Below are 23,761 nucleotides of genomic sequence, written 5' to 3'. Positions count from 1 at the left end.
CAAGGCAAGTGAAACGAAAAATCAGTAAATATCCACACAAAAAATAACGCCAGTCAGCTTATCTGACTGGCATTAGAGCCAATGGCTCCTTGTTTATTGGGGGACACACGAGGTATCAAGCATAAAGCTTTAAGCAAATTCAGCTAAAATCCAGTCAAGTGGTGCTTGGTATTGAATTGGCATCCAAGATTTTAATTGTTTGATAGTGGCATTTAATGTGTCTGTATCCTGTACCGATAGATTTAAATGACCCACTTTCCGACCCGCACGCACTTCTTTGTTATACCAAAACAATTCTGCATTTTGCAGACTTAACCAGCGGTCATCTTTTTCGACACCAATTAAGTTCACCATGACACATTGAAAGTTCACTTGTGGGGTGTGGATAGGCAAATTACATAAGGCGCGTAAATGCAATTCAAACTGATTGATGTGACATCCTGCTTGCGTCCAATGGCCAGAGTTATGAACGCGCGGGGCGAGTTCATTAACCAAAAGATGTTCGCCAACGCGAAAACATTCCATCGCCATCACGCCAACGTATTCAAGACCATTCATAATGGTTGAAAGCATGGCTTCTGCTTCAGCTTGAAGGTGGCTTAAGCGGCTTAATGGCGCGATAGAAGCCATTAAAATACCATCTTGATGTAAGTTAAGTGTCAGAGGGTAGAATAAACAGCGACCGTCTTGGGTGCGCACGCCCACCAATGACACTTCTTCATCGAAATTAATGGCTTGTTCAGCAATGGCCTCGTTACGCCAATCATTGGGGATTTCGGTTGACTCTGCTTGTTTTAGCCAATGTTGACCTTTTCCGTCATAACCACCGGTGCGGCGTTTTAGTAATACGCGTTCACCATACGCTTGATGCAGTGCTTCACTGCTAACCGCGTCGGTGACTAATTGCCAAGGGGCGGTTGCAACCGACAATTCATCAAGTAAGCTTTTTTGGGTAAAGCGATCCGCTAGGCGGCCAAACACTGGGCCATTAATAAAGTGGGGATGCTGGCTTAGTTGTAAACTGGTGCTTGATTCTGGCCATTGTTCACGCTCAGCGGTGATCACATGTGAACTTTCAATCGGTAAAATATCGCCGTTTGGGGTCATAATATCTACAGGGCGCACATCAATGGCTAGAGGCTGCCCAGCGTGACTGAGCATGGCACCTAATTGACCATTACCTAATACCCAAACCGTATGTTGCTGGCTCATTAGTCTTCTCTCGGATCTGGATTATCTAAAATTGAACGAGTTTGCTCGTCACGAAAAGCATCGATTCGTGCCGCTAATTGAGTATCTGACGTGGCTAAAATTTGGCTTGCAAGTAATCCTGCGTTAAATGCCCCCGCAGTACCAATAGCTAAAGTGCCCACAGCAATTCCTTTAGGCATTTGTACAATCGATAATAAGCTATCCATGCCCGATAACGCTTTGCTTTGTACTGGAACCCCTAAAACAGGTAAACGTGTTTTAGACGCAATCATGCCAGGTAAATGAGCCGCGCCACCTGCGCCACCAATAATCACTTTATAGCCTTTGTCGGCTGCGGTACTGGCAAAGTCCATTAGTTTGTCTGGAGTGCGATGAGCAGAAACCACTTCAACGTGGTAAGGCACTTGCAATTTATCCATAATTTCTGCTGCGGCTTCCATAGTTGGCCAATCACTTTTAGAACCCATAACAACAGCAACAAGAGCTTGCATGGTTTACTCCTTAATGTACTTATTCAATTCGTATATTTGATGTATTTTCTATACCCCATGGCACTGCGAAAATAGCATCAATAATAAGGCGATAAAAAGGTGACAGATAATATCATGTTGCAGAGGGTTACGCTGCGCTTTAGTGTTTTGTGAGGCTAACACTTAGTTTAGAAAATTGGATACTAAAGTAGATGATAATTCACCGTTTAGAAGGGTATGGTGAACTGATGGTGATTTTATTTAGTTATAAGATATAAATTTAGTGCATTATTATGCAGTAAACGGTACGTTATTCCAAAAGCTTGAGTTATTTGTTCAATGATGTGTGTGATTTGAATGAGTAGACTATTATTTATGGCATGAATCATCAAAATTAATATGTTGATAAAGGTTTAGTAATAATGACGACATTGAACAGTCTAATTGTTGGAGGGGTTATCTCTTTTTTGCCTTTTATGGTCAATAGCGCAGCACTTGAAGCTGTACTGCTAGGAGAGTTCTCTAATAATTCGATTGACGTGACGCAAATGAAGCCGATGGCTGTGCTTGATTTGTTGGCGCAAAATAGTCAGCAAGATTTAACTTTTACGTTTCAGGAAATGAGCATAACCCGTGGCTGGATGGAAATGCCCAAACTTCAAAATGCGTGTATGTATAACAAGGTTAAAACGCCAGCACGGGAAAAAGTGGGTTATTTTAGCCAGTATCCTATTACCCTATATCCGCCATTAAGGTTAATTGTTCGCAGCGAAGATGCTAAGCAATATGCGACTGATTTTGATATTTCATCGATCCAACCGTCACAACAAATGCGTTATGCGTTAGTTAAAAATCGTTCTTATGGTGTACTTGATCCGCAAATTGTAAATAAAAAACAGTTGCTGTTTTTTCGTGATGGACCTAATTCGATAGCAAAATTGCTTGAAATGCTTTCACTGGATCGCATTGATGGTTTTATTGAATATGCCGACACAGTAAATACTTATATTCTTGATCATAAAGCGAATTTTGAAATAAAAACCATTCCAATTAAAGGTGCTAATAAACCTTCACCCGGTTATATCGTTTGTTCGAAAACCGATTATGGTTTGCAATTGATACATGCCATTGATAAAGCAATGAGCCAAGCTTCTTTTCAGCAGGCATTGATTACCATTCACCAAGAGTTTGCGTCAGTGGAAGATAAATCATTATTAGGGGACGAATTAATCACAATTTTTGAAAACGCAAACTAAACTAAGTTTGAATTATTTGTTTAAAGGACTGCTATTTTACAAAAGGATGGGCATTACAGTTTTAGCAGGGGTATTATGTGATCTATTCTACGGTAAAAAGAGCCACGATTTTCATTTCAAACGCGAGTCTGTCGTATCAAATAACCCATTTAGTGTGTTTATTATTTTTAGCGGCTTTTATGCTTCCTTTTCCTGCCAAATCAGCTCCCTTAGAAGGCATTTTATTGGCAGAGACCGACAGCAATCAAAGTGATTTAACCAAAGCACAGCCTCTGGGCATGTTTGCGGTTTTGCTAGACCACAGAGAGAATTTATTTAACTTTACCCAACAGCAAGCCAGTTATAGCCGCTCATGGAGTGACTTAAACAAGCTAGGCAATGCGTGTATGTACAATAAATTTAAGTCAGCAGAACGTGAGCAAGTGTCATACTTTAGCAGCAAGCCAATTACGGTATATCCGCCGCTCAGATTTATCGTATTAAAGAAAAACCGCCATTTATTTCCAAATATCATCGACTTTTCTCATCTTCCGCCAAGTATGAAAGGCAATGTTGGTGTGGTAACCGCGCGCTCTTATGGCGATAACCTAAACCCAATTATTGCAGAACATCCTGAGTACTTTTACTTTCGCAGTGGCATGAACTCAACCAACAAACTATTGGAGATGCTAGCCAAAGAAAGGGTGGTGGGGATTTTGGAATACTCTGCTGAAGTGGGTTTTATTAAACAAAGAATCGGCATGGAATTCGAACATTACGCCATTCCAATTAAAGGTGTATTACAACCGAGTTATGGTTACATTGCGTGTTCAAAAACGCCAATGGGCCGGCAATTGATAGACAGTATTGACACCGTGATGCGCAACCCCAGCTTTATACAGGCATTTATTGACGAGCATAATCGGAATTTTGATGAGGATGAAACCGCGTTAATTAAACCCGAGTTTGATAAATTACTTAAATCAGAACAATAGTGACCACTTGAATAACCCTTTTTAACCTTGAGCTCGTTTGTAATGCCAAACGTATTTAATTTAAGGGATATTGATGAAAGGGTATTTTCAGGTTGTAAAGTTGCCATTGGATCTAAGGGCTTATCGTAGTATTGGACTGGTGTGTTTGGCGCTAGGTTTATCAGCTTGTCACCAGCAAACCAGTATCGAAGATGCGCATAAGCCGCTTTTATCTGCCAATGAAACCACCGACAGCCTCCCTACTGATGCTGTTCAAGTCGATGCAGCGGTGCTATTAGCCGAGCCTTCAGCCGAGGCTTTAGCAAAACCTTTTGCTGAACATGGCTTACCTCGCTCGATAACCTCGTTGGCGGTACCAACTCAACAGCCTGGGCGCTTTATCAGTTATGTCCCCAATGGCAGTAGGGTTGCGGCTGAAACCCCTGTATCTACTTTTTCTATCGATGTGGATACTGCCAGCTATGCCACATTAAGACAACACATTAACCTTGGGCTTTTGCCACAGAGAAATAGCATTCGCGTGGAAGAGTTAGTCAACTATTTCAATTACAACTATCCGCTGCCAAACATCAATGATGCTCCCTTTAGTCTTCATACTGAGTTGGCCCCATCACCCTATAATCAAGAGGCAACATTGCTGCGTATTGGTGTGCAAGGTTACAAGTTAATGCCTGAACAAATTAAAGCTCGAAATCTGGTGTTTTTGATTGATGTGTCTGGCTCTATGTCATCTGCCGACAAATTACCGCTATTAAAACAAGCGCTAATGCTGCTTAGTTCAGGATTAAATGCACAGGATAAAATATCAATTGTGGTTTATGCCGATGGCGTACGCCAAGTATTAGACGGCGTGAACGGCAATGCCGTGCAACAAATACAGCAAGGGTTAAACAGCCTTGAAGCCGGCGGAGGCACTAATGGCGGCAAAGGGCTTGCGTTAGCCTATGAGCTGGCTCAAAAACATTTTATTGAACATGGGGTTAATCAGGTGTTGTTGGCAACCGATGGTGATTTTAATCTTGGCATGAGTAATCACACTGAACTGGTCAATTATGTGGTTCAGCAAAGGCAAAGTGGTGTAGGGTTAACCACACTGGGTTTTGGGCTTGGGGCGGCAACTGCACAATTCAATGATGGATTACTGGCACAGCTTGCGGCAAAAGCCAATGGTCAGTATGCGTATATTGATACCCTCAATGAGGCGCGAAAAGTCCTTCATGATCAATTATCGCAAACCTTGGATATCATTGCCGCTGATGTAAAAATTCAAATCGAGTTTAATCCCGCGATCGTGGCCGAATATCGCTTAATTGGTTATGAAAGTCGTCAATTACACCGCCAAGACTTTACTAATGACAAGGTAGATGCGGCAGAAATAGGGGCAGGTCAAAGTGTGACGGCGTTATATGAGCTGCGTTATAACCAAAGTACTCAATTAATGAACCCACCATTACGCTATAAAACTACTGAGGTTGGTAAACAGCCTGGCGCGTTATCTCAGCGTCAGCAGTTTGATTCAGATGAAATTGCTTTTTTATCGCTTCGCTATAAACCTTTTCATGGCGGGCTATTAGCCGCTTCGAAAAGCCAACTTATTAGCCAGGCGATTTTAGCCAGTTCTGAGCATAAACATCTTCAGCAGGCGAGTGATGATTTTCGATTCGCCGCCGCGGTAGCGGGTTTTGGTCAACTCGTTAATCATAATCATTATGTACATAATATTGATTATGATAAGTTAATTAACTTAGCTGCAGGAGCAATGGCAAACGATCCTTTCGGTTATCGGCATGAGTTTTTACAATTAATGCGCACAACGCAATTATTAGTTGCACAGGGAACCCCGCAACATGGTGGTTTTTATGATGATGCAGATCAGCGTCAGTATCTCCAAAAAGCGGCTGATGGCACATACCCTATGCCTAAACCGATAACGCATGGCGAGCAATAATTATTGCCACCTAATTTACTACACCGATTTAAAGAGAAAGTGCATGACACTAAAACCTGATACAAGTGCATCCGTAGCAACCGAGAGTGGCGTTTTGACAACGGATGAGCAGTTAATGCTGGCTTATCAAGCGGGCGATATCAGTGCTTTTGAACAGCTTTATAAAAAGCATAAAGGCCCTTTATATCGCTACTTTGTTCGCCAATTGCGTGATAACACCTTAGCGGAAGATTTATACCAAGAGGTTTGGGGCAAAGTCATTAAGGCGGTGGCGACCTACCAAGTGAGTGCAAAATTCACCACCTGGTTATATAAAATTGCCCATAACCTGATCATAGATCATATTCGGGCAGTAAAGCCATTAGATGACACCCAGGCGTTAGGTGAAGATCAAACCATGGACAGCTTTAATGCCGCCAGTGAGGTTGAGCCTGACCAGCAATTGCTGCAACTGCAACAAGCCAAGCTACTGCAAGGATGTATTGATTTATTACCCGCGGTGCAAAAAGAAGCTTTTTTGTTGAATGTCGAGTTAGGCTTAACCGCATCAGCCATTAGTGACATTGCCAAAGTGACATTAGAAGCCACAAAGAGCCGTATTCGATATGCGTACCAAAGTATTAAGTTATGCGTTACTCAAAAAACGCAGGAGGCATAAAGATGGTGAAAGATAATGATGAAACCTTTTTAGCCTTGCAGGATGAAATTTCAACGCTCTACCATCAGGGGATTAAAGAAGAGCCGTCGGCACAATTAGATGAAACGGTTTTAGCCATGGCACAAGCTGAATTGCAGCGCGTTAAAACAAACAATATCTTGGCTGATGCTAACGGTAACACTGTGGTTAAGCTAAAAGGTTGGCAGCAGTATCGCTGGCAATTATCAACCGCGGCATCGGTTGTGATTGTGGCTGGCTTGTTTATGATGATGCCAATGCAGCAACATTCTGATCCTGCTCAAATGGGCATACCTGATGAAACGCCTGCACCTATGTCTATGATGCATGAACCATTACCAGCAGCAAGCGACGTCAGAGCCGCTGAAGTCATGCCAGAGGATAGTAACGCTCGTGCTGCCAAGGCGGTGAATCCGTCACAGATACAAGGCGCAGCAATGTCAGCACCAAGCATTCAAAGCGATGCGCCGCCAGAGGTTGAGCCGCAAAAGCCACAAGCTGAAAATGCACAGTCAACATCCTTGCTGTCAGAGCTCAAGCCATCAAGTCGCGACAATATGACGCTTGAGTCGCAACCGCAATTGTCAAAACAAGCCGAATTGATAACCCTTGATACGGCAGAGAAAGCCATGGCGACTCTCAATCAGTTAGTCGCTTCGCAGCAATGGCCGCAAGCCGAGCGTTATTTGTTAACGATGGAGCAAAGGTTTCCTGAACTTAATAGCCCCAAACACCCGTTACATAGTGATTATCAGTTAATAAAACAGCAGCTTACCGCGCGTTAAATCCGATACTGACGTATAAAAAGACCAAGCCTCGGCTTGGTCTTTTTATACGTCAGTATCGGTGTTGCCACGGTCATAATAGCAACAAAACCAACATAACTACCATAACCGTTGTTATTGGTTACATTTTGACGCTTTCAAAAATATCACATTCTGGTAACTTTACCGCCAATAACAATACAAAAGGGAAAATGGCTCGTGATAAAACTTCGTCGTTCAGTATTAAGTTACATGGTTGCACTGGGTTGTGTTAGTGCTTTTTCAACGGTGGCCTACGCCAGTAATGGTTATTACCGTGCCCCAGCATTACATGACAACACCTTAGTGTTTACCGCTGAAGGGGATTTATGGAAAACGCAGCTTAATAGCAAAGTGGCTAGCCGTTTAACAACCCAAGCGGCAGAAGAAACCGAGGCGAGTATTTCACCCGATGGTCAGCGCCTAGCTTATACCGCTAATTATGAAGGCGCGACAGAAGTCTATGTTATGCCGATGGCGGGCGGCGTGGCAAAACGAGTCAGTTTTGAAAACTCCCGCGTTAGATTACAGGGCTGGACTGCAACGGGCGATATTCTTTACTCAACCGACAACGCTTTTGGTCCGGCTAATTACTGGGTGCTGAAAACCATTAATCCAGACACATTAGTGGTCACAGATTTACCCCTTGCCGACGCGATAGAGGGCAGCATTGATGCCAAAGGCGAGTATGTTTACTTTACCCAATTTGGTCTTCAAGCCAGTGGCGATAATGCCAAAGTGTATCGTGGCGGCGCCAAAGGTGAAATTTGGCGCTATCAATTAGGCACAGATAAAGAAGCCGAGCAGTTAACTCTGCAACATCCAGGCTCGGTGCGTCAGCCCATGTTATGGCAACAAAGGGTGTTTTTTATCAGTGATGCCTCGGGCAATGACAACATCTGGTCAATGTCATTAACGGGTGAAGATATTAAGCAGCACAGTCAATATACAGATTGGCAAATTAGAGATGCTAAGTTACATCAAGGCAAAGTGGTGTTTCAGCAAGGGGCGGATATCAAGCTGTTTGACCTTGCTAGCAATCAAGAGTCAGTGGTGGATGTTGATTTAAGCAGTGATTTTCCACATCGCCGTGAACATTGGGTTAATGACCCTATGGCGTTTGCTACCTCAACCCGTTTAAGCCCAAAAGGCGATCAAGTGGTGATCACCGCTCGCAGTCATGTTGCCATTGCCAATAAAGATGATCGCCGTTTGATTCAAATCGCATCGGCAGCAGAATCCCGTGTGCGAGATGCCATTTTAAGTACGGATGGTCAGTGGGTATATGGTATTAGTGATGCTTCTGGCGAGCAGGAAATTTGGCAATATCCGGCCGACGGCACCGAAGGGGCAAAACAGCTGACCAAAGACGGTAAAACACTGCGCACCAGTTTAAGTCAGTCACCGAATGGCCGCTATTTAGCGCATGACGATTATATGGGCAATGTGTGGCTGCTTGATTTAACCACCAACAAAAATCTCAAAATTGCCACTAACGGTGAAGGTTTAGGCCCTTATCAGGATATCGTGTGGTCTCCAGACAGCAAATTTATTGCCCTAACTAAAGCTGAAATAGGTAAGCAGCGTCCGCAAATTGTGTTGTATTCAGTGACACAAGCCAAAGCCCAAACCTTGACCTCAGATAAGTATGAATCATTTTCGCCCAGCTTTAGCCACGATGGTGATTGGTTATACTTTTTATCGAATCGCGATTTTAAAGCTACCCCAAATTCACCTTGGGGAGACAGAAACATGGGGCCGGTTTTTGATAAACGTACGCAGATTTTTGCCTTAGCACTGAATAGCAAAGCACAATTTCCGTTTGCTAAAACCACAGAATTAACCGCCGCAAACCAAGACGACAAGGTAGAAAAAGCCAAAACCAAGCTTGATTGGCAAGGTTTAGCGCAACGTTTATGGCAAGTGCCAGTGGAAGCGGGCAATTATAATCGTTTGCAGCAATCTCCCACTGGTTTATATGTGGTTGACACTGTTAATGATAAAAGCGCGTTAAAATGGATTAAGTTTGATAACATCGCCCCAAAAGTGGATGTTTTTGCTGACGATATTGCTGATTTTACCCTCGCAAATGATAACGCAACTATTATGCTGCGTAAGCAAAGCAATCCTAAAGAATTATTGATTGTTGCTGCGGGTGATAAAATCCCTGCGGATGTGAGCCAAGCGAAAGTGAAGACCGAGCAATGGCAACTGCGAATATCACCGATGCAAGAGTGGCAGCAAATTTTTGAAGATGCGTGGTTAATGCATCGTGGTCAATTTTTTGATACCCAAATGCGCGGACTTGATTGGCAAGCCACTAAAGCTAAGTATCAGCCTTTGCTGCAACGACTCACCGACAGAAATGAATTAAACGACATTTTTGAACAAATGATGGGTGAGCTAGACTCGTTGCATTCGCAAGTTCGTGGTGGCGATCTGCCACAGGATGCCGATGCAGCCAAATCAGCGTCATTAGGTGGGCGTTTAAATCTGACGGAAAAAGGCGTTGAAATCGCGCACATTTATCAAAATGACCCTGAGTTACCCAGTCAAGCATCACCGCTGGCACGTATCGATGCCGATGTTAAAGTTGGCGATATTATCAAAGCGATTAATGGCAAACCTGTTAGCCATTTGGGGGATGTGACTCAGCTATTGCGTAATCAAGCGAATAAGCAAGTATTGTTAACCCTAGAACGTGGCCGTGAGCAGCATCAAACCGTGGTATTGCCAACCGATCCTGCAACCGATGCCAAACTACGTTATCTAGACTGGGTACACCATAATCAAGCTAAGGTAAGTCAGGCGTCAAAAGGCGAATTTGGCTATTTGCATTTGTATGCCATGGGCGCAGGCGATATTGAAAGCTTTGCCCGTGAGTTTTACACCAACTATGACAAGCCTGGGTTGATTATTGATGTAAGACGTAATCGTGGTGGCAACATTGATAGTTGGATTATTGAAAAACTGCTGCGCAAAGCATGGGCATTTTGGCAACCCACCCACGGCAGTGCTAATACCAATATGCAGCAAACCTTCCGCGGTAAACTGGTGGTCTTAGCCGATCAAATGACTTACTCCGACGGTGAGACTTTCTCGGCAGGGATTAAAGCTCTCGGTATCGCCCCATTAATTGGTAAACAAACCGCTGGGGCAGGGGTGTGGTTATCGGGACGTAACAGTGTAACCGACAATGGTATGGCTCGCGTGGCGGAATACCCACAATATGCAATGGATGGCCGCTGGGTGGTTGAAGGACATGGTGTTGAGCCTGATATTGAGGTAAGTAACTTGCCCTACGCCACTTACCAAGGTAAGGATGCACAATTAGAAAAAGCAATCAGCTATTTAAAGGAGCAGCTAGTACAAAGCCCTTATCAACCTTTAAAAGCACTGCCATTACCTAAAACCGGTAAAGCAGATGATATTCACGCTAATTAATCCGTCTATGTTACATAGTCAGTTAATGTCGATATAATCAATTACAGCCCCATTAATCATGGGGCTGTTTTCAGGACAAAAAGCGTCACAATAAATGTGTTTTTGTATTTATCGACTACCCAATTTAATTAAAGTATGTAGCTAAAAGTAGCAATGAACTTAAACATTTCAGTATAACTTCTTCACTAATATATAAATTAAAATTAATTTGCATGTTTCCATTCCTAAAATTTAGGAGGCGAATTTTTATTGGACCTATTGCTCAGCTAATCATTATTGCCTTACTATTTACATAACGACTATCCGTTGTTGATATATAAACCCAATAAATTAATACGCCTATGTTTTGATTTATTAAGTGAAGGGCAATCTCGAACATTGCCCTTCACTCCTCTCTAAATAATTAAGTTAATGTTTTTTAAAGAATAAACTAACCTGCCTAGTAGTTAATTAATATATATTTAAATGTTATAGGGATCTTGATTAAGTGCCAATAGCTTTAGTTAGCAAAATATTTTGATAGCTGGTATTACCGACATTCAGACTTTATGATGTTGTAAATTATTGACTTATATAATAAATATCTATCATAACGTCAGAGAGGCAAAAATTTAGCCCGTTTAGGGCTATTTTTAAGGCGAGATTCTACTAAAAAAGCAGTTCTATATGATCCGTAGGTATTTAAATATGAAGTTGTCTTGTTAGTGCTCGATTATGGTTATTCCATTCAAAGTGACAACGCTAAAGTGACATGATCAATTACCCTAGCTTTGAATGGGGCATAAATGCGTTACGGGTTATCACTTTTTAATTCATTTATCTTTGAGCAAGTACTGAAGACCATCGCTTCAACCTAATCAATTGCCTGCCGCAGGCTTATGTGCAAGCACGACCATGACACGCTGCGAGTTCGTCCCTGAAAGCTCGGCCATGACGTCCATGTCATGGACGGTCACAGCCGTGCTTACACCTGAAATTTTAGCACCTTTTTGTCACTAAAAAGTAAAAGATGAAAACCATAAAGCACAATTTAAAACTTTCAGATTCAATTTGAATTGAGGTCATCGAGAAAAGGTCGTGAGCTTGGCATGGATGCCAAGCTAGCTTTCGTTAGGCCAGGGATGGCCTATCGGAAGCGTTAGGGCTTTTCGACAATGGCCGAAGCGGGCAGCAAATGAGGTTTAAAGCTGGATCGATCCCCATCGAAAACATGCGCTTTTCAGCATTTTTCGTCTGGGGCGCTGAGGGTTTCCAAAGGGGCACAAGCGTTTTGCCCCTTTGGTCTGGTGTGGGCGAAGCGCCACGACGTTAGTGGCCGCAGGCCATATTGCAAATATAGGCTATATTGCAAGCAAACCTTGAGGCAGAAATCCATTATTCCTTGATAAGCATTTATGATCACGAACTGCGTCTATTGACAATTATCATTAACAAAGTGGTTGATAAACAAAGTAATCGCATCACGATTAGCAAGCACACGTTGATCAAATACTTGCTGCCCTGGTGTTTCAGTGCAAAAAGCAATTTGGCTTCCGCTTTGAAATAACGCACTTTCAAACGAACTATCAAAATGATTAAAAATAATGCCATCTTTAACAGGGCATTCATCAATCTCACCATCGTCTGCAATCGGAAAATATCTTCCTAAACAATCGCGTAGCTGGTAACTGAGCGGTCTAGGTAACGCATGAGATTCTAATGCATACAAATAAGTGTCATGCAGCAGCACATCTTCATGGCAGGTTAATATGCCATGCTGAGCGGCAGACAATAACTGGGTCATGGATTGCTGTAAAATAAGTCCTTCAACCGATGTGTGTGAATTTGATACCACTTGACCCGATTGATGGACAAAACCCCGATTAGGATTTTGCTGAAACAGATTTAATCGGTTGCCAATACTAAATCCGCTTGGGTTGACCAAAGGCAAAATACTCAAATTGATTTTTTCAAGAATGCTTGGGTTAAGTTGCTCTAAGGCGCTGATCAATCCCCACGGGCCTGCGGATTCTTCACCGTGAAATCCCGCACAAACCAAAATAGACGGTTTGCCAGAATCAATGTGTGCGGTTTGGTATAGCGACAGCGGATAATGCTGGTTGCTTTCATCAATAAAACCTAATGGTTTCTCTTGCAACTTTAAACGACTAACTTGAGTAGATAAATACTGCTCAAATTGCGTTAAATCATTACTTTGGCAGTTAAATAACTCACTGTGCCATAGATAGTTTTTAAATAACTGAGTCATACATATTATTGTTAATGAACCATTTTCATATAGTAAGCAGCGGCGAATAAAATAACTATCAAAATCTATTGCCTCACAAAGTGTTAGTAAAAAATTGCTAAAACTGCTGACACCAAGTAAACAATGTTGATTTTTTGTACTTATTAGGTTGGTTGTCTAGGGTGATGTTATGTTTTGACACTATATTTACTTTGAATATTCATCATTGTTGCTTATCTTTGCCGCAGAATTATTAGGAGTAAATATGACTAAGCCTTTATCATTTATTGTTTTACTAACCGCTATTTTAGGTTTATCTGCCTGTGCTACGGGTAATACCCCTGAAGCTAAAAAAGCCAATGCACGTAAAGAAACCCAAGAAGCCTTGACTGAAATTTTTAAAGAACATCCAGCGGCAAGAACTGCGGTAAATCAGTCTGTGGGTTATGTTGTCTGTACGGGCAGTAATAGCTATTTGTTTGCACTATCAACTGGTGGTGGCATTTGTGTGTTAACCGAAGGCGGCCAAAAGTCTTACTACCGTTTTGCAACCGGTGGTGTGGGCGCAGGGATCGGCTGGAAGCAAATGGCTTATGTACAAGCTTTTACCAAGCGTGATGCATTAACCCGCTTTAAAGAGTCTGGCTATGAAGGCCAAGCTCAGGCTGAAGCCAGTGCTAAATATGAAGATAAAGGTGACCAAGCCTCTGCCAATCAGTCGGTTGATATCGATGGCGTAAAAACCTATCAAGTCAACTTAATGGGTGCAGCTGCTCAGGCGACGATTCAAGGTTACAAGTATTGGAAAACGGATTTTAGCGAAGATTTTATGCAAAAATCTGAGTAATATGCAGTCAATATTCCTAAAAAAAGCCGCATTTAGCGGCTTTTTTATGACTGTTTATTTATGTTTTAGTGCTTAATTTCAACTTCGCATGCTAATGAGTTGGCAATAAAGCAATTAGCGTGCGCTTTTTCGTGAATTTTCGCGATTGTTTCCTCGCTCACTTCCACACCTTCTGCAAATACCACTTCAGGGTTTAAGGTCATTTTCACCACTGCGATTTTACCTGCGTCATTTTTGCCTAAATCAGCAATAGCATTATCGCTGTATGTGCTAACGGGTAAACGTTTAAGGTGCGCTATCGCTAAAAAGGTCAGCATATGACAAGAAGAAAGTGCAGCCAACAGATTTTCTTCTGGGTTAACTTTTTCTTCGTTACCTTTATATTCAGGTGCTGATGAAGCCTCAACCGATTGACCACTACCATATTTAACTTGATGATCACGATTAAATTCGCCTTCTGCTGCTGGTGAAGTGTGCCAATCAACAGTTACTTTAAAACCCATCTACTACTCCTAATTTGCGCGACCACATTGTTCAAAAAAACGTAACACGATGACGATTCAACACTAACTTGCGGTCAATGTCCACGCTTTTTGTATGCATTTAATTGCATCATATAAATGAATTTATTATGAGAATGAACTCAACAATATATACCGTAATACAAGGTGTTAATAACACCTTATTTTTTATACCTAAAAAGGTCATTTTTAGTGAAACGCTTAATTTGCTAAATAATGATTGTTGCACATTTGTTATGAATACGTATGCATTGTGTTGTTAACAAAAGGGGGCAAAGCCTAGTATATCGGCATAATAATTGTTCGATATTCGAGATAGTGTAAGTGGTTTATCTGAGTGTTGGGCGCAATAAAACCTGTAAGGTGAAGGGGAAAACCAATGCTCAAAAGTAAACCCACTGTTTTATCGTTAGCTATTGCAGCAGGCATGAGTGTGATGTTCATGCCTTATTCTGCTTTGGCCGCTGATGCAGTCGCTTCAGCCGCGCAGCCAGTCTCATCGGCAGAGAATGTGACATCAACGGGGGCTGACACGGCCAAGGCAGATGTGACCGCTGACGCGTTGACCAATAACGATGAAGCTATTGAACGTATTTCAGTGAAAGGCTACAGCCGCAGTTTAATTGATTCACTTAACTCAAAACGATTCAGCGATACCGTATCAGAGCAATTATCAGCCGATGACTTAGGCGCGTTGCCCGATGTGTCGATGGCGGATGCGTTAACGCGTTTACCCGGTATTTCAGCGGTACGCACCGGGGGGCAGGCTGCTGAAATTAACATTCGCGGTATGTCTGGCGGGTTTGTTTTTTCAACCTTAAATGGCCGTGAACAAGTTTCTACTAGCGGCTCACGCAGCATTGAATTTGACCAATACCCTTCAGAGTTAATCAGTTCAGCAGCCGTGTATAAATCACCTAAAGCATCGCTGATTGAAGGCGGAGTGGCTGGCACGGTTGAGCTGCAAACTATCAGCCCTTTAAGTACAGATAAAGACCACAGTTTTGTGGTTAATGCCCGCGGTATGCATAACGACCGTGCTAGTGAAGTTTATGGCGCAGAAGAATACGGCAGTCGATTAAGCTTTTCATATCAAGGCAAGTTTTTAGAAGACACATTAGGGGTTGCTGTAGGGTATGCTCGTTTAGATCAGCCCAGCGTTGCCACGCAGTTTATTGGTTTAGCCTATAACGACTCAAAAGAGTTAGACGGGTTAGCAAATGATGTAAATGGCCCCATTGATAATCCAAGCTATGAATACATCAGTGAAGGCTTTGAAATTCAACATTTAGGTGGTGTTGAAACCCGAAATGGTTACATGGGCGCTATCGAATGGGCACCCGTTGATAATTTTGTGCTTAAGGGTGATGCCTTTATGTCACGCTTTGACAGTGAGGCCTTTGCGCGTGGTTATCGTGTCAAATTAGGTGGCCGCAATGCCAGTGTTGCCAATCCGACATTTGATGGCAATAGCGTGATTGGTGGCACTTTTAACCGCACATCTAAAAGTTATACCCGGGTTGAAATTGTTAATGATGACAACCAAGATTTTGACGAAGTTAACAGCTATGGCATTAACGCGGATTGGCAGGTCACCGACAAATTAAATGTGAATCTCGATGTGTCATTATCATCGGCAAAAAGCGATTTTCGTAATGGTCTGTTATGGTCAAATGTGGCCGAAGATGCCAATGCTGACACGCCCATTTTTGATGAAAACGTGTCAATTAGCTACTTACTGAATGGCTTAGACTTACCCGATGTAGGTTTTAATCAAGCGCCAGCATTTTCTGATATTGATCGGGTGATGGTCAGTAAATATGGTATTTACCCATATGAAAACGAGGATGAAGTAAAAGCCTACCGTGTCGATTTTAAATACGATCTTGAAACCGATGTGATCAGCAGCATTGAGTTTGGCGCACGCTACTCAGATAGAACCTATTCCAATGATCGTTCGGTATTTGAATATGGAAATGACGGTGCATTTTCAAAATCAGAACCGCCGTTAAAATTAACCGAAGACATGACAACCGTTATCGATTGGCAAGGGGATTTTAGTTATTTTCCTGCTTATTTAGCTATCGATTTAGACTCGGCATTAAATGCTTGGTTTCCAAATGGCGTGCCACAACCCGTACAAACCTGGGGTAACGCGGGTGGGGTGATTGATCCTAAAGGGTATACCACTAACTATTCATGGACCATGCTGCAAAGTGGTGACGTTTATGAAAAAGTGTTAGCGGCCTATGTTATGGCCAATATCGACACCGAAATAGCAGGTATTCCTGTCACGGGTAACTTTGGTTTACGTATGGTGGATACTGACCAATCAGCAACCATGCTACAAAATGTTGAGGGTGATGTTGACCTTGGGGCTCAAAACATTACTGACAGCATAGGCATAGTGAATCAAAATTACGTGCAAACCGTGCAAGGTGTGACGTACACCGATTATCTCCCGTCAATGAACTTGAATTTTAAAGTGGCCGATGATTCTCAAATTCGCTTTGCTGCGGCTAAAGTGATGTCTCGCCCACCGATTAACCGTTTAGCGGGCGATATCAGTGCGTCGGTTTCCGATGACGGTGAAATCAATGGCTCAAGTACCAATAACCCTTTTTTAATGCCGTTTTATGCCGATCAATATGATCTGTCCTATGAGCAATATTTTGATGAAGGCGCCTTTGTTGCGGCGATTTTCTACAAAAATATTGACTCATTTATCGATACGGTCGCCATCAGCAACTTTGATTTTAAAGGCAATGGCTTTAACGTGCCTGAATACATCATTGATGAAATTAGCGGTGAGCAAATAGCCACAACCAACGGCACTTATACCACCGCAGTGAATAATGCCGAAGGCGGATATATTCGTGGACTAGAGCTGGCTTATACCCAAGTGTTTGCTTCGCTGCCTGATGCTTGGTCTGGCTTAGGATTTAACGCCAGTTACTCGTATACCGAATCTGAAGTGCAGTCAATTACTAATCTTGGCGGCGATACCACAACGCAAGACCTTCCAGGTTTATCAAATAACGTGGTCAGTGCCACCTTGTTTTATTCCTACGCAGGCTTTGAAACTCGGGTGAGTGCGCGTTATCGCGATGAGTTTGTGTCTGAGCAGGTGGCCATTAACGAGCAGGTGGTTAACTTTGATGCTGAAACCGTTATCGATTACCAAGCGTCATATCAAGTCACAGATGGTCTTGGGGTGTTGTTTCAGGTGAATAACCTTACCGATGAGCCCACCAAGAGTTACTTCGGCACACAAAACAAAACCGGCACTTTGCAATACTTTGGTCGCGAATTCTATTTGGGGTTCACTTATGCCATGTAATCAGCAGTCAGCATTCAAGCGTCAAATAACAATCAAAACACAACACAAGATTGCGTTACTACAAAAAGTGATGGGGAGAAGTCAGTCATGATGACCAAATCAACAATAACAAGCTTCAGTGTATTTGCACTGAGTATGACCGCATTAATTGGCTGTGGCGGTGATTCTGCCGAGCCTGGAAAAGTATTATTAACCTGTAATGTGCCTAACGTGCCCAATGCCGCGGGTACCGACTGTGTGCCGCCACCGCCGTTAAGCTGTCCTGCGCCTAAGTTTCCGGATGCAAAAAATGAAAGTTGTATCGTTGGCTATAACCCCGAATTACCTTTGCCTTCCGTGTTAGCGGGGCCTAATCAGGCGGTGCTGTATTACAACCGAATTAAAGACAAAGATAACTCAAACGCCAACCCTAATTATCCTGGTTATAAGCTCCATTCATGGAATAACGACACTTGCGATGCCTATGCGCCGCCGTTTGATTCCACTGATTGGGCCAATGGTCATTCATTTGATGGTATCGACCCTAACTATGGGGCTTACTGGCTGATTAATTTAAAAGAAGGTCACAGTGACTGTGGTAACTTTATTATTCACATTGGTACCGAGGGCTCAGGTAAAGCATTAGGTGACAGTGATCTGGTGATGAACCTTAAATCGTTTGAGGATGATGCCGCGCCAGAAGCGCAATTTAATCGGGTTAACTTCACCATTCATGGCGAATCGGATGTGTATGATTACCCCATTTTAGATGTTGGCTTTGCAATTGATGGTGCCAGTGCCCATTGGTTAGATCAAAACACCTTTGTGTGGAATGAGTCCCCTGATGGTGTGGCTAAATTTGTGTTACATCATTCACCCACAGCAGGTATCGAAGCTGATAACGACGGTAAAATCAGCGGCGGGCAAGTTGAGTTAACCGAAGCGACACTAAATGATGCGCAAAAAGCTTTAGTACCGCATTTGGCTGCCTGGCCGGCATATGAAGCGAACTTTAGTGCTGATGAAGCAAAAAGTATGGCCAAAGAGCAGTTGGTGCTGGTGGCATATGATAGTGACAATAAGCCAATAGCCGCTACCCATGTGCAAGTGGCCAAGGTGTTAGATGCACTATATACCAAGGGTGATAACGATGCCGATGAAGCAGCATTAGGCATAATATATGACAATGGTATTAGCGCTAAGGTGTGGGCACCAACGGCACAAAGCGTTAATTTAAAAATATATAACAGTGCTAAAACGCTGACCAAAACCGAGGCAATGAGCTTAGATACTGCAACGGGTATTTGGTCATTTACAGGAGACATGGGGCTTGATCGTCAGTATTACCGTTATGAGTTAACTGTGTATCATCCCGTGTCGAAAAAAATCGAAACATTAGAAACCACCGATCCCTATTCATTAAACGTTTCCAGCAATGGCCGTTTCAGTCAGTTTGTTAATTTAAGTGATGATGACTTAAAGCCACAAGGCTGGGATGGACATACAATCCCCACTATTGAAAACCCTGAAGATGCAGTGATTTATGAAGGTCATGTACGTGATTTCAGTGCCCGCGATGAAAGCACAACTGCCGCAAACAGAGGTAAGTATTTAGCCTTTACTGAAGATGGCACAGCCCCCGTTGAGCATTTGCGCACACTGGCAGAAAATGGCGTCACTCATTTTCACTTATTGCCCGTTAATGATATTGCCACCATTAATGAAAACCCTGCCGAACGTATCGATATTACCGATACCTTAGGCGCTCTGTGTAACAAGATCGACAACAGTGCTGCGGCATGTAAAACCCAAGATAAGTCAGCCACTATTGCATCGATTTTAGCGGATAATGCCGTGGGCTCGTTCGACAGCCAAGACTTAGTCAATGCAATGCGGGGATACGATAGTTTTAACTGGGGATACGATCCGCATCACTTTATCGCACCAGAAGGCAGTTATGCCAGTGACGCAGATGGCGTTGCGCGTATTGTTGAATTACGCGCCATGAACCAAGCATTGCATGAGCTAGGGCTTAGAGTTGTACTTGATGTGGTGTATAACCATACCAGTGCTTCAGGCCTATGGGATAACTCAGTGTTAGACAAAGTGGTGCCAGGTTATTACCACAGATATAACGAAATCAGCGGTAAAATTGAATCCTCAACCTGCTGTGACAACACCGCAACAGAGCACCGGATGATGGATAAGTTTGTCACTGACTCGATGGTCATTTTAGCCAAAGAATACGGTTTTGATAGCTTCCGCTTTGATGTGATGGGGCATATGCCTAAAAGCAGTATTTTAGCAGCACGTGAAGCGGTGCAAGCCGTTGATGCTGACAACTACTTTTACGGTGAAGGTTGGAATTTTGGTGAAGTAGCTGATAACCGATTATTCGAGCAAGCCGTACAAGCTAATATGGCGGGTAGCGAAGTCGGAACGTTTAACGACCGTATTCGTGAAGCGGTTCGTGGTGGTGCTTTGTTTGCCTCAGAGCAAAAAGATGATTACTTACGTGATCAAGACACGCTTAGGTTATCGATGGCCGGTAACTTACAAAACTATGTATTAAAAGACTTTAACGGTAACTCAGCCAAAGGCAGCAGCTTTAGTTGGAACAGCCAGCCAACGGCTTATGCACTCGATCCTGCAGACAGCATTAATTATGTGTCAAAACATGATAATGAAACCCTTTGGGATATCTTGCAATACTCAAATAATGAAACTCTGTCATTAGCATCACGGGTTCGTGTGCAAAATATCGCAGCCACTATACCGTTAATGAGTCAGGGTATTCCATTTTTGCAAATGGGTGGTGACATGCTGCGTTCAAAATCAATGGACCGAAACTCCTATGATTCTGGCGATTGGTTCAACTGGGTCGATTTTACCAAAAACACTAACAACTGGAATGTGGGCTTACCCTTAAAGCAAGATAATGCCGCCAAAATGGCGCAAATTATTAAAAGATCGGGTAACCCTAACTCAGCTGCATCAATGTCTGAAATTGAGTTTGCTTCCAATGTATTTAATGAGTTTTTATCGATTCGTAAAGCAAGCCCATTACTGCGTTTAACCACAGAGCAAGATATTATCGACCGCGTTGGGTTTCATAATATCGGCAAGCGTCAAACCCAAGGCGTGATTGTGATGAGTGTGGATGATGGCAACGGTTTAGCGGATATCGACCCTATGGTTGATGCCATGGTGGTGATGGTCAATGGCAGTGCTTCAGCACAGTCGCATACCGTATCCACAGCAAGTGGATTTAGCCTACATCCAACGTTAAGCAACTCAATTGATACAACTGTGCAAGGTGCCAGTTTTTATCAGGGCGAGGGTGAAGGCACCTTTAACGTACCGGCCTATACAACGGCGGTGTTTGTTAAAGCACAAGGCGATACTCAAGGCATGGGCTTAAGTGCAAATGCGACAGCGGGGGCGCCAGATGTTGTGCCATTTGGTAGCACGCAGGTATTTGTGCGTGGTGGCATGAACGGCTGGGGTGAAGTTGATGCATTTACCTATGTTGGTGCAGGTGAATACCGCGTGGCCATTACCCTTGCTGCTGGCGATTATGAGTTCAAAATCGCCTCGGCAGATTGGAGCACGGTTGATTTTGGCGCGCTATCCAGTGATGTAGCTGGTGTTGACGAAGATGTTGCAGAGCCATTGGCCACTAAAGGCGCCAATATGGTATTCAGTGCCACAGCCGATGCGACCTATGTATTCTCATTTGACGCATCAGATAAAGCGAATCCTGTGTTAACCGTGTATAACGAAGAGCCATTTGCTGGTACATCAGTATTTGTGCGCGGAGGCATGAATGGTTGGGGGGAAGCGAACGAACTTGTGTACTTGGGCGGCAGTGTTTATCAAACGCAAATTAGCGTAAATGCTGGCACCCATGAGTTTAAAGTGGCTTCAGCTGACTGGTCTACGGTTGATTATGGTAGTGGTGAAACAGACACGTCGGTAACACTGGCTGAACCTAAACTACTGGCCGTTAAAGGCAGTAACTTGAAGGTGACATTTGACAGTGATAGCGAATATACCTTCACTTTTGATATGAGTAATCGCAACGAGCCGACATTAACCATCAATAAAACTGAGATGTTTGCAGGCAATACCGTCTACATTCGTGGTGGTATGAATGGTTGGGGAGAAGTCGATGCCTTAACCTATCAAGGTGCATCGGTTTATACCGCTGATATCGCTATTGCTACCGGTGAGTATGAGTTTAAAATTGCAACGGGTGATTGGTCTACCGTCGACTTTGGCGCCGTTGCTGGTGATGAAATCGTACTAGAGGGCAGCAGTAAAACTCTTGCCAAGAAAGGGGCTAATATGAAGTTATCGGTTGCAGCCGATGCTACTTATCGATTCACCGTGACTGGCCCAAGTAGCGATTCACCGACATTAAAAGTGATGAGGCTGAATTAACATTAACACAGTGGCAGCACTTGTGTGTTCAACCCCAAAAACCAGCGAAAGCTGGTTTTTTATGGGGTAGGTGGCAACCTTACAAAGTCATTTAAAATACTGGGGGAAAACGTTTTATGCTTGCAGCTGTTTTATCGCTTCAATTAAGTACTGCGTACTTTGGGCACCTGAGATTAAATACTGCTGGTTAAACACGATAGCAGGTACAGCGCTGATCCCACGGCTTTGCCACAGGGCTTGCTCTGCTCTTACACTGTCAGCATACTGCTGCGATGTTAATACGGCTTTAGCTTGCTTGGGATCTAATCCAACCGTTTCAACCACATTTAATAACACGTCAATATCAGCAATATTTTGCTGTTGCTGAAAGTAAGCCTGAAATAAGGCCAATTTAAGGGCGGTTTGCTGGTTAAATGTTTTGGCCCATTGCAATAGCTGGTGGGCGTTGAATGTATTGTAAATACGCGATTGGTCAGTAAAGTTAAATTCAATGTCGAGGGTTTTGCCTATGGCAATTAAATTGGCTCTATTTTGTTGGCTTTGCTGGGGTGTTGAACCGTACTTTTCAGCTAAATGCTCACCTAGATGTTGGCCTTCTTTAGCCATTTGAGGGTTAAGCTCAAACGGATGCCAGGTAATATGGGCATCAATATTTGAGACGGCGGTTAACGCTTGTTGTAATCGTTGAAAACCAATGATGCACCATGGGCACATGACATCCGAGACGATATCTATTTGCAGAGTTTTAGGTGTCATGTTATCAACCTCGAAATTAATTAAGTTTCATTTATTGACATTAAGTGATTAAATTTTAAATGAAAAAGTCGCTTATTTGTCTGCTTTGTGAGCAAGTAGTGTAAAGCCCACTAAAGTAGTAAACAAAGTGACTTGTTTATGTCTATACTAAGTGTGTATTGTGGTGTTAAATAATGTTGAGAACAAGGTTGTTCAGATTTATTTGGTGTTATGGCTTTTAGTTATGCATCGCCTAAACAAACAATACAGAATTAAATTGCAGATGTGACTAGAATCTCATTTTGCCACATTGTTGATTTAATCTCTTGAGATCCACAGTACATGCCCCAAGTTCTATTTTAAGTGAGCAATTAAATTAGCATTAAAATAGACGTTATTACGTTAAGGACACTCTATGAAAATAAATCTTTCTGGTCACCATGTAGATGTTACCGACACTGTTAAACAACATGTAGAAGAAAAGTTCAGTAAGCTTGCTAGCCATTTTCCCACTCTTATTTCATTAGACATAATTATCGCTAAAGAACATGGCGAATTCGACGTAGAAGTTAGCACTAATTATGAAGGTTCACGTATTGCTGCCAAAGGCGTCGATGGCGTTATGTATCCAGCTATTGCCAGTGCAGCTAAAAAGTTAGATGCCGCACTTAAGCATCGTAAAGGTCATTTAAAAGCAGATAAGCATGCTAAACCTGAAGTTACCGCACCAGAAATTGCTTATGAAAAAGTACAAGAGATGGATTTACGTTAATTGATTAAATTCAGTTCAAATAAAAAACGCAGCTGAGGCTGTAATGCCAGTCAGATAAGCTGACTGGCGTTATTTTTTGTGTGGATATTTACTGATTTTTCGTTTCACTTGCCT

The 23,761-nt window shown here is 42.8% G+C and carries 15 protein-coding genes; 10 read left to right on the top strand and 5 right to left on the bottom strand.

Going from position 1 to position 23,761, the window contains the following annotated elements; translation table 11 throughout:
- Positions 1 to 129: 129 nt before the first annotated feature.
- The gene (gene purK / locus OHT75_RS07270) at positions 130 to 1,212 is read right to left on the bottom strand and encodes a 5-(carboxyamino)imidazole ribonucleotide synthase (protein WP_264725832.1); all 1,083 of its coding nucleotides are present in this window, start codon (positions 1,210 to 1,212) and stop codon (positions 130 to 132) included.
- Complete coding sequence (gene purE, locus OHT75_RS07265; RefSeq protein ID WP_261297247.1) at positions 1,212 to 1,703, bottom strand: 5-(carboxyamino)imidazole ribonucleotide mutase; 492 nt, start codon at positions 1,701 to 1,703, stop codon at positions 1,212 to 1,214. Before purE ends, purK begins: the two co-directional genes overlap by 1 nt.
- Positions 1,704 to 2,104: 401 nt before the next feature.
- On the opposite strand from purE, the gene OHT75_RS07260 reads away from it, so the two are divergent.
- From OHT75_RS07260 to OHT75_RS07235, 6 genes are all read left to right on the top strand, one after another.
- Positions 2,105 to 2,938 (top strand): hypothetical protein, encoded by an 834-nt coding sequence (locus tag OHT75_RS07260; protein WP_264725831.1) that lies wholly within the window; start codon positions 2,105 to 2,107, stop codon positions 2,936 to 2,938.
- 77 nt (positions 2,939 to 3,015) lie between these two features.
- Positions 3,016 to 3,912 (top strand): hypothetical protein, encoded by an 897-nt coding sequence (locus OHT75_RS07255; RefSeq protein ID WP_264725830.1) that lies wholly within the window; start codon positions 3,016 to 3,018, stop codon positions 3,910 to 3,912.
- Positions 3,913 to 3,985: 73 nt separating this feature from the next.
- Positions 3,986 to 5,860 (top strand): vWA domain-containing protein, encoded by a 1,875-nt coding sequence (locus OHT75_RS07250; RefSeq protein ID WP_264725829.1) that lies wholly within the window; start codon positions 3,986 to 3,988, stop codon positions 5,858 to 5,860.
- Positions 5,861 to 5,903: 43 nt separating this feature from the next.
- Positions 5,904 to 6,518 carry a sigma-70 family RNA polymerase sigma factor gene (locus OHT75_RS07245; protein WP_264725828.1) on the top strand — a complete coding sequence of 205 codons (615 nt, stop codon included), beginning with the start codon at positions 5,904 to 5,906 and terminating at the stop codon, positions 6,516 to 6,518.
- 2 nt (positions 6,519 to 6,520) lie between these two features.
- The gene (locus OHT75_RS07240) at positions 6,521 to 7,321 is read left to right on the top strand and encodes a hypothetical protein (RefSeq protein ID WP_264725827.1); all 801 of its coding nucleotides are present in this window, start codon (positions 6,521 to 6,523) and stop codon (positions 7,319 to 7,321) included.
- A gap of 201 nt (positions 7,322 to 7,522) precedes the next feature.
- Positions 7,523 to 10,783 (top strand): S41 family peptidase, encoded by a 3,261-nt coding sequence (locus OHT75_RS07235; protein ID WP_264725833.1) that lies wholly within the window; start codon positions 7,523 to 7,525, stop codon positions 10,781 to 10,783.
- A gap of 1,411 nt (positions 10,784 to 12,194) precedes the next feature.
- Here OHT75_RS07235 and OHT75_RS07230 read toward each other — a convergent pair.
- On the bottom strand, positions 12,195 to 13,031 hold the full coding sequence (locus tag OHT75_RS07230; RefSeq protein ID WP_264725826.1) for a M14 family metallopeptidase: 837 nt from the start codon (positions 13,029 to 13,031) through the stop codon (positions 12,195 to 12,197).
- A gap of 244 nt (positions 13,032 to 13,275) precedes the next feature.
- Between OHT75_RS07230 and OHT75_RS07225 the strand changes: the two genes are divergently transcribed.
- Positions 13,276 to 13,857, top strand: a complete 582-nt coding sequence (locus tag OHT75_RS07225; protein WP_264725825.1) for a lipid-binding SYLF domain-containing protein — start codon at positions 13,276 to 13,278, stop codon at positions 13,855 to 13,857.
- A 65-nt stretch (positions 13,858 to 13,922) separates the two neighbouring features.
- Here the strand turns inward: OHT75_RS07225 and OHT75_RS07220 are convergent, their stop codons facing one another.
- The gene (locus OHT75_RS07220) at positions 13,923 to 14,360 is read right to left on the bottom strand and encodes an OsmC family protein (RefSeq protein WP_264725824.1); all 438 of its coding nucleotides are present in this window, start codon (positions 14,358 to 14,360) and stop codon (positions 13,923 to 13,925) included.
- A 397-nt stretch (positions 14,361 to 14,757) separates the two neighbouring features.
- Here OHT75_RS07220 and OHT75_RS07215 point away from each other — a divergent pair, with 397 nt between their 5' ends.
- Both OHT75_RS07215 and pulA read left to right on the top strand, forming a co-directional pair.
- The gene (locus OHT75_RS07215; RefSeq protein ID WP_264725823.1) at positions 14,758 to 17,718 is read left to right on the top strand and encodes a TonB-dependent receptor; all 2,961 of its coding nucleotides are present in this window, start codon (positions 14,758 to 14,760) and stop codon (positions 17,716 to 17,718) included.
- 87 nt (positions 17,719 to 17,805) lie between these two features.
- Positions 17,806 to 22,140 (top strand): pullulanase-type alpha-1,6-glucosidase, encoded by a 4,335-nt coding sequence (pulA, locus tag OHT75_RS07210; protein WP_264725822.1) that lies wholly within the window; start codon positions 17,806 to 17,808, stop codon positions 22,138 to 22,140.
- 114 nt (positions 22,141 to 22,254) lie between these two features.
- Here pulA and OHT75_RS07205 read toward each other — a convergent pair whose 3' ends face one another.
- On the bottom strand, positions 22,255 to 22,896 hold the full coding sequence (locus OHT75_RS07205; RefSeq protein WP_264725821.1) for a DsbA family oxidoreductase: 642 nt from the start codon (positions 22,894 to 22,896) through the stop codon (positions 22,255 to 22,257).
- A 394-nt stretch (positions 22,897 to 23,290) separates the two neighbouring features.
- Here OHT75_RS07205 and hpf point away from each other — a divergent pair, with 394 nt between their 5' ends.
- Positions 23,291 to 23,647 (top strand): ribosome hibernation-promoting factor, HPF/YfiA family, encoded by a 357-nt coding sequence (hpf, locus tag OHT75_RS07200; RefSeq protein ID WP_264725820.1) that lies wholly within the window; start codon positions 23,291 to 23,293, stop codon positions 23,645 to 23,647.
- Positions 23,648 to 23,761 lie beyond the last annotated feature (114 nt).

Source organism: Shewanella subflava (assembly GCF_025971955.1).
Lineage (GTDB): Bacteria > Pseudomonadota > Gammaproteobacteria > Enterobacterales > Shewanellaceae > Shewanella > Shewanella subflava.
The sequence above is the reverse complement of the archived record's forward strand: the minus strand, read 5'-3'. Positions and strand labels throughout refer to the sequence as shown.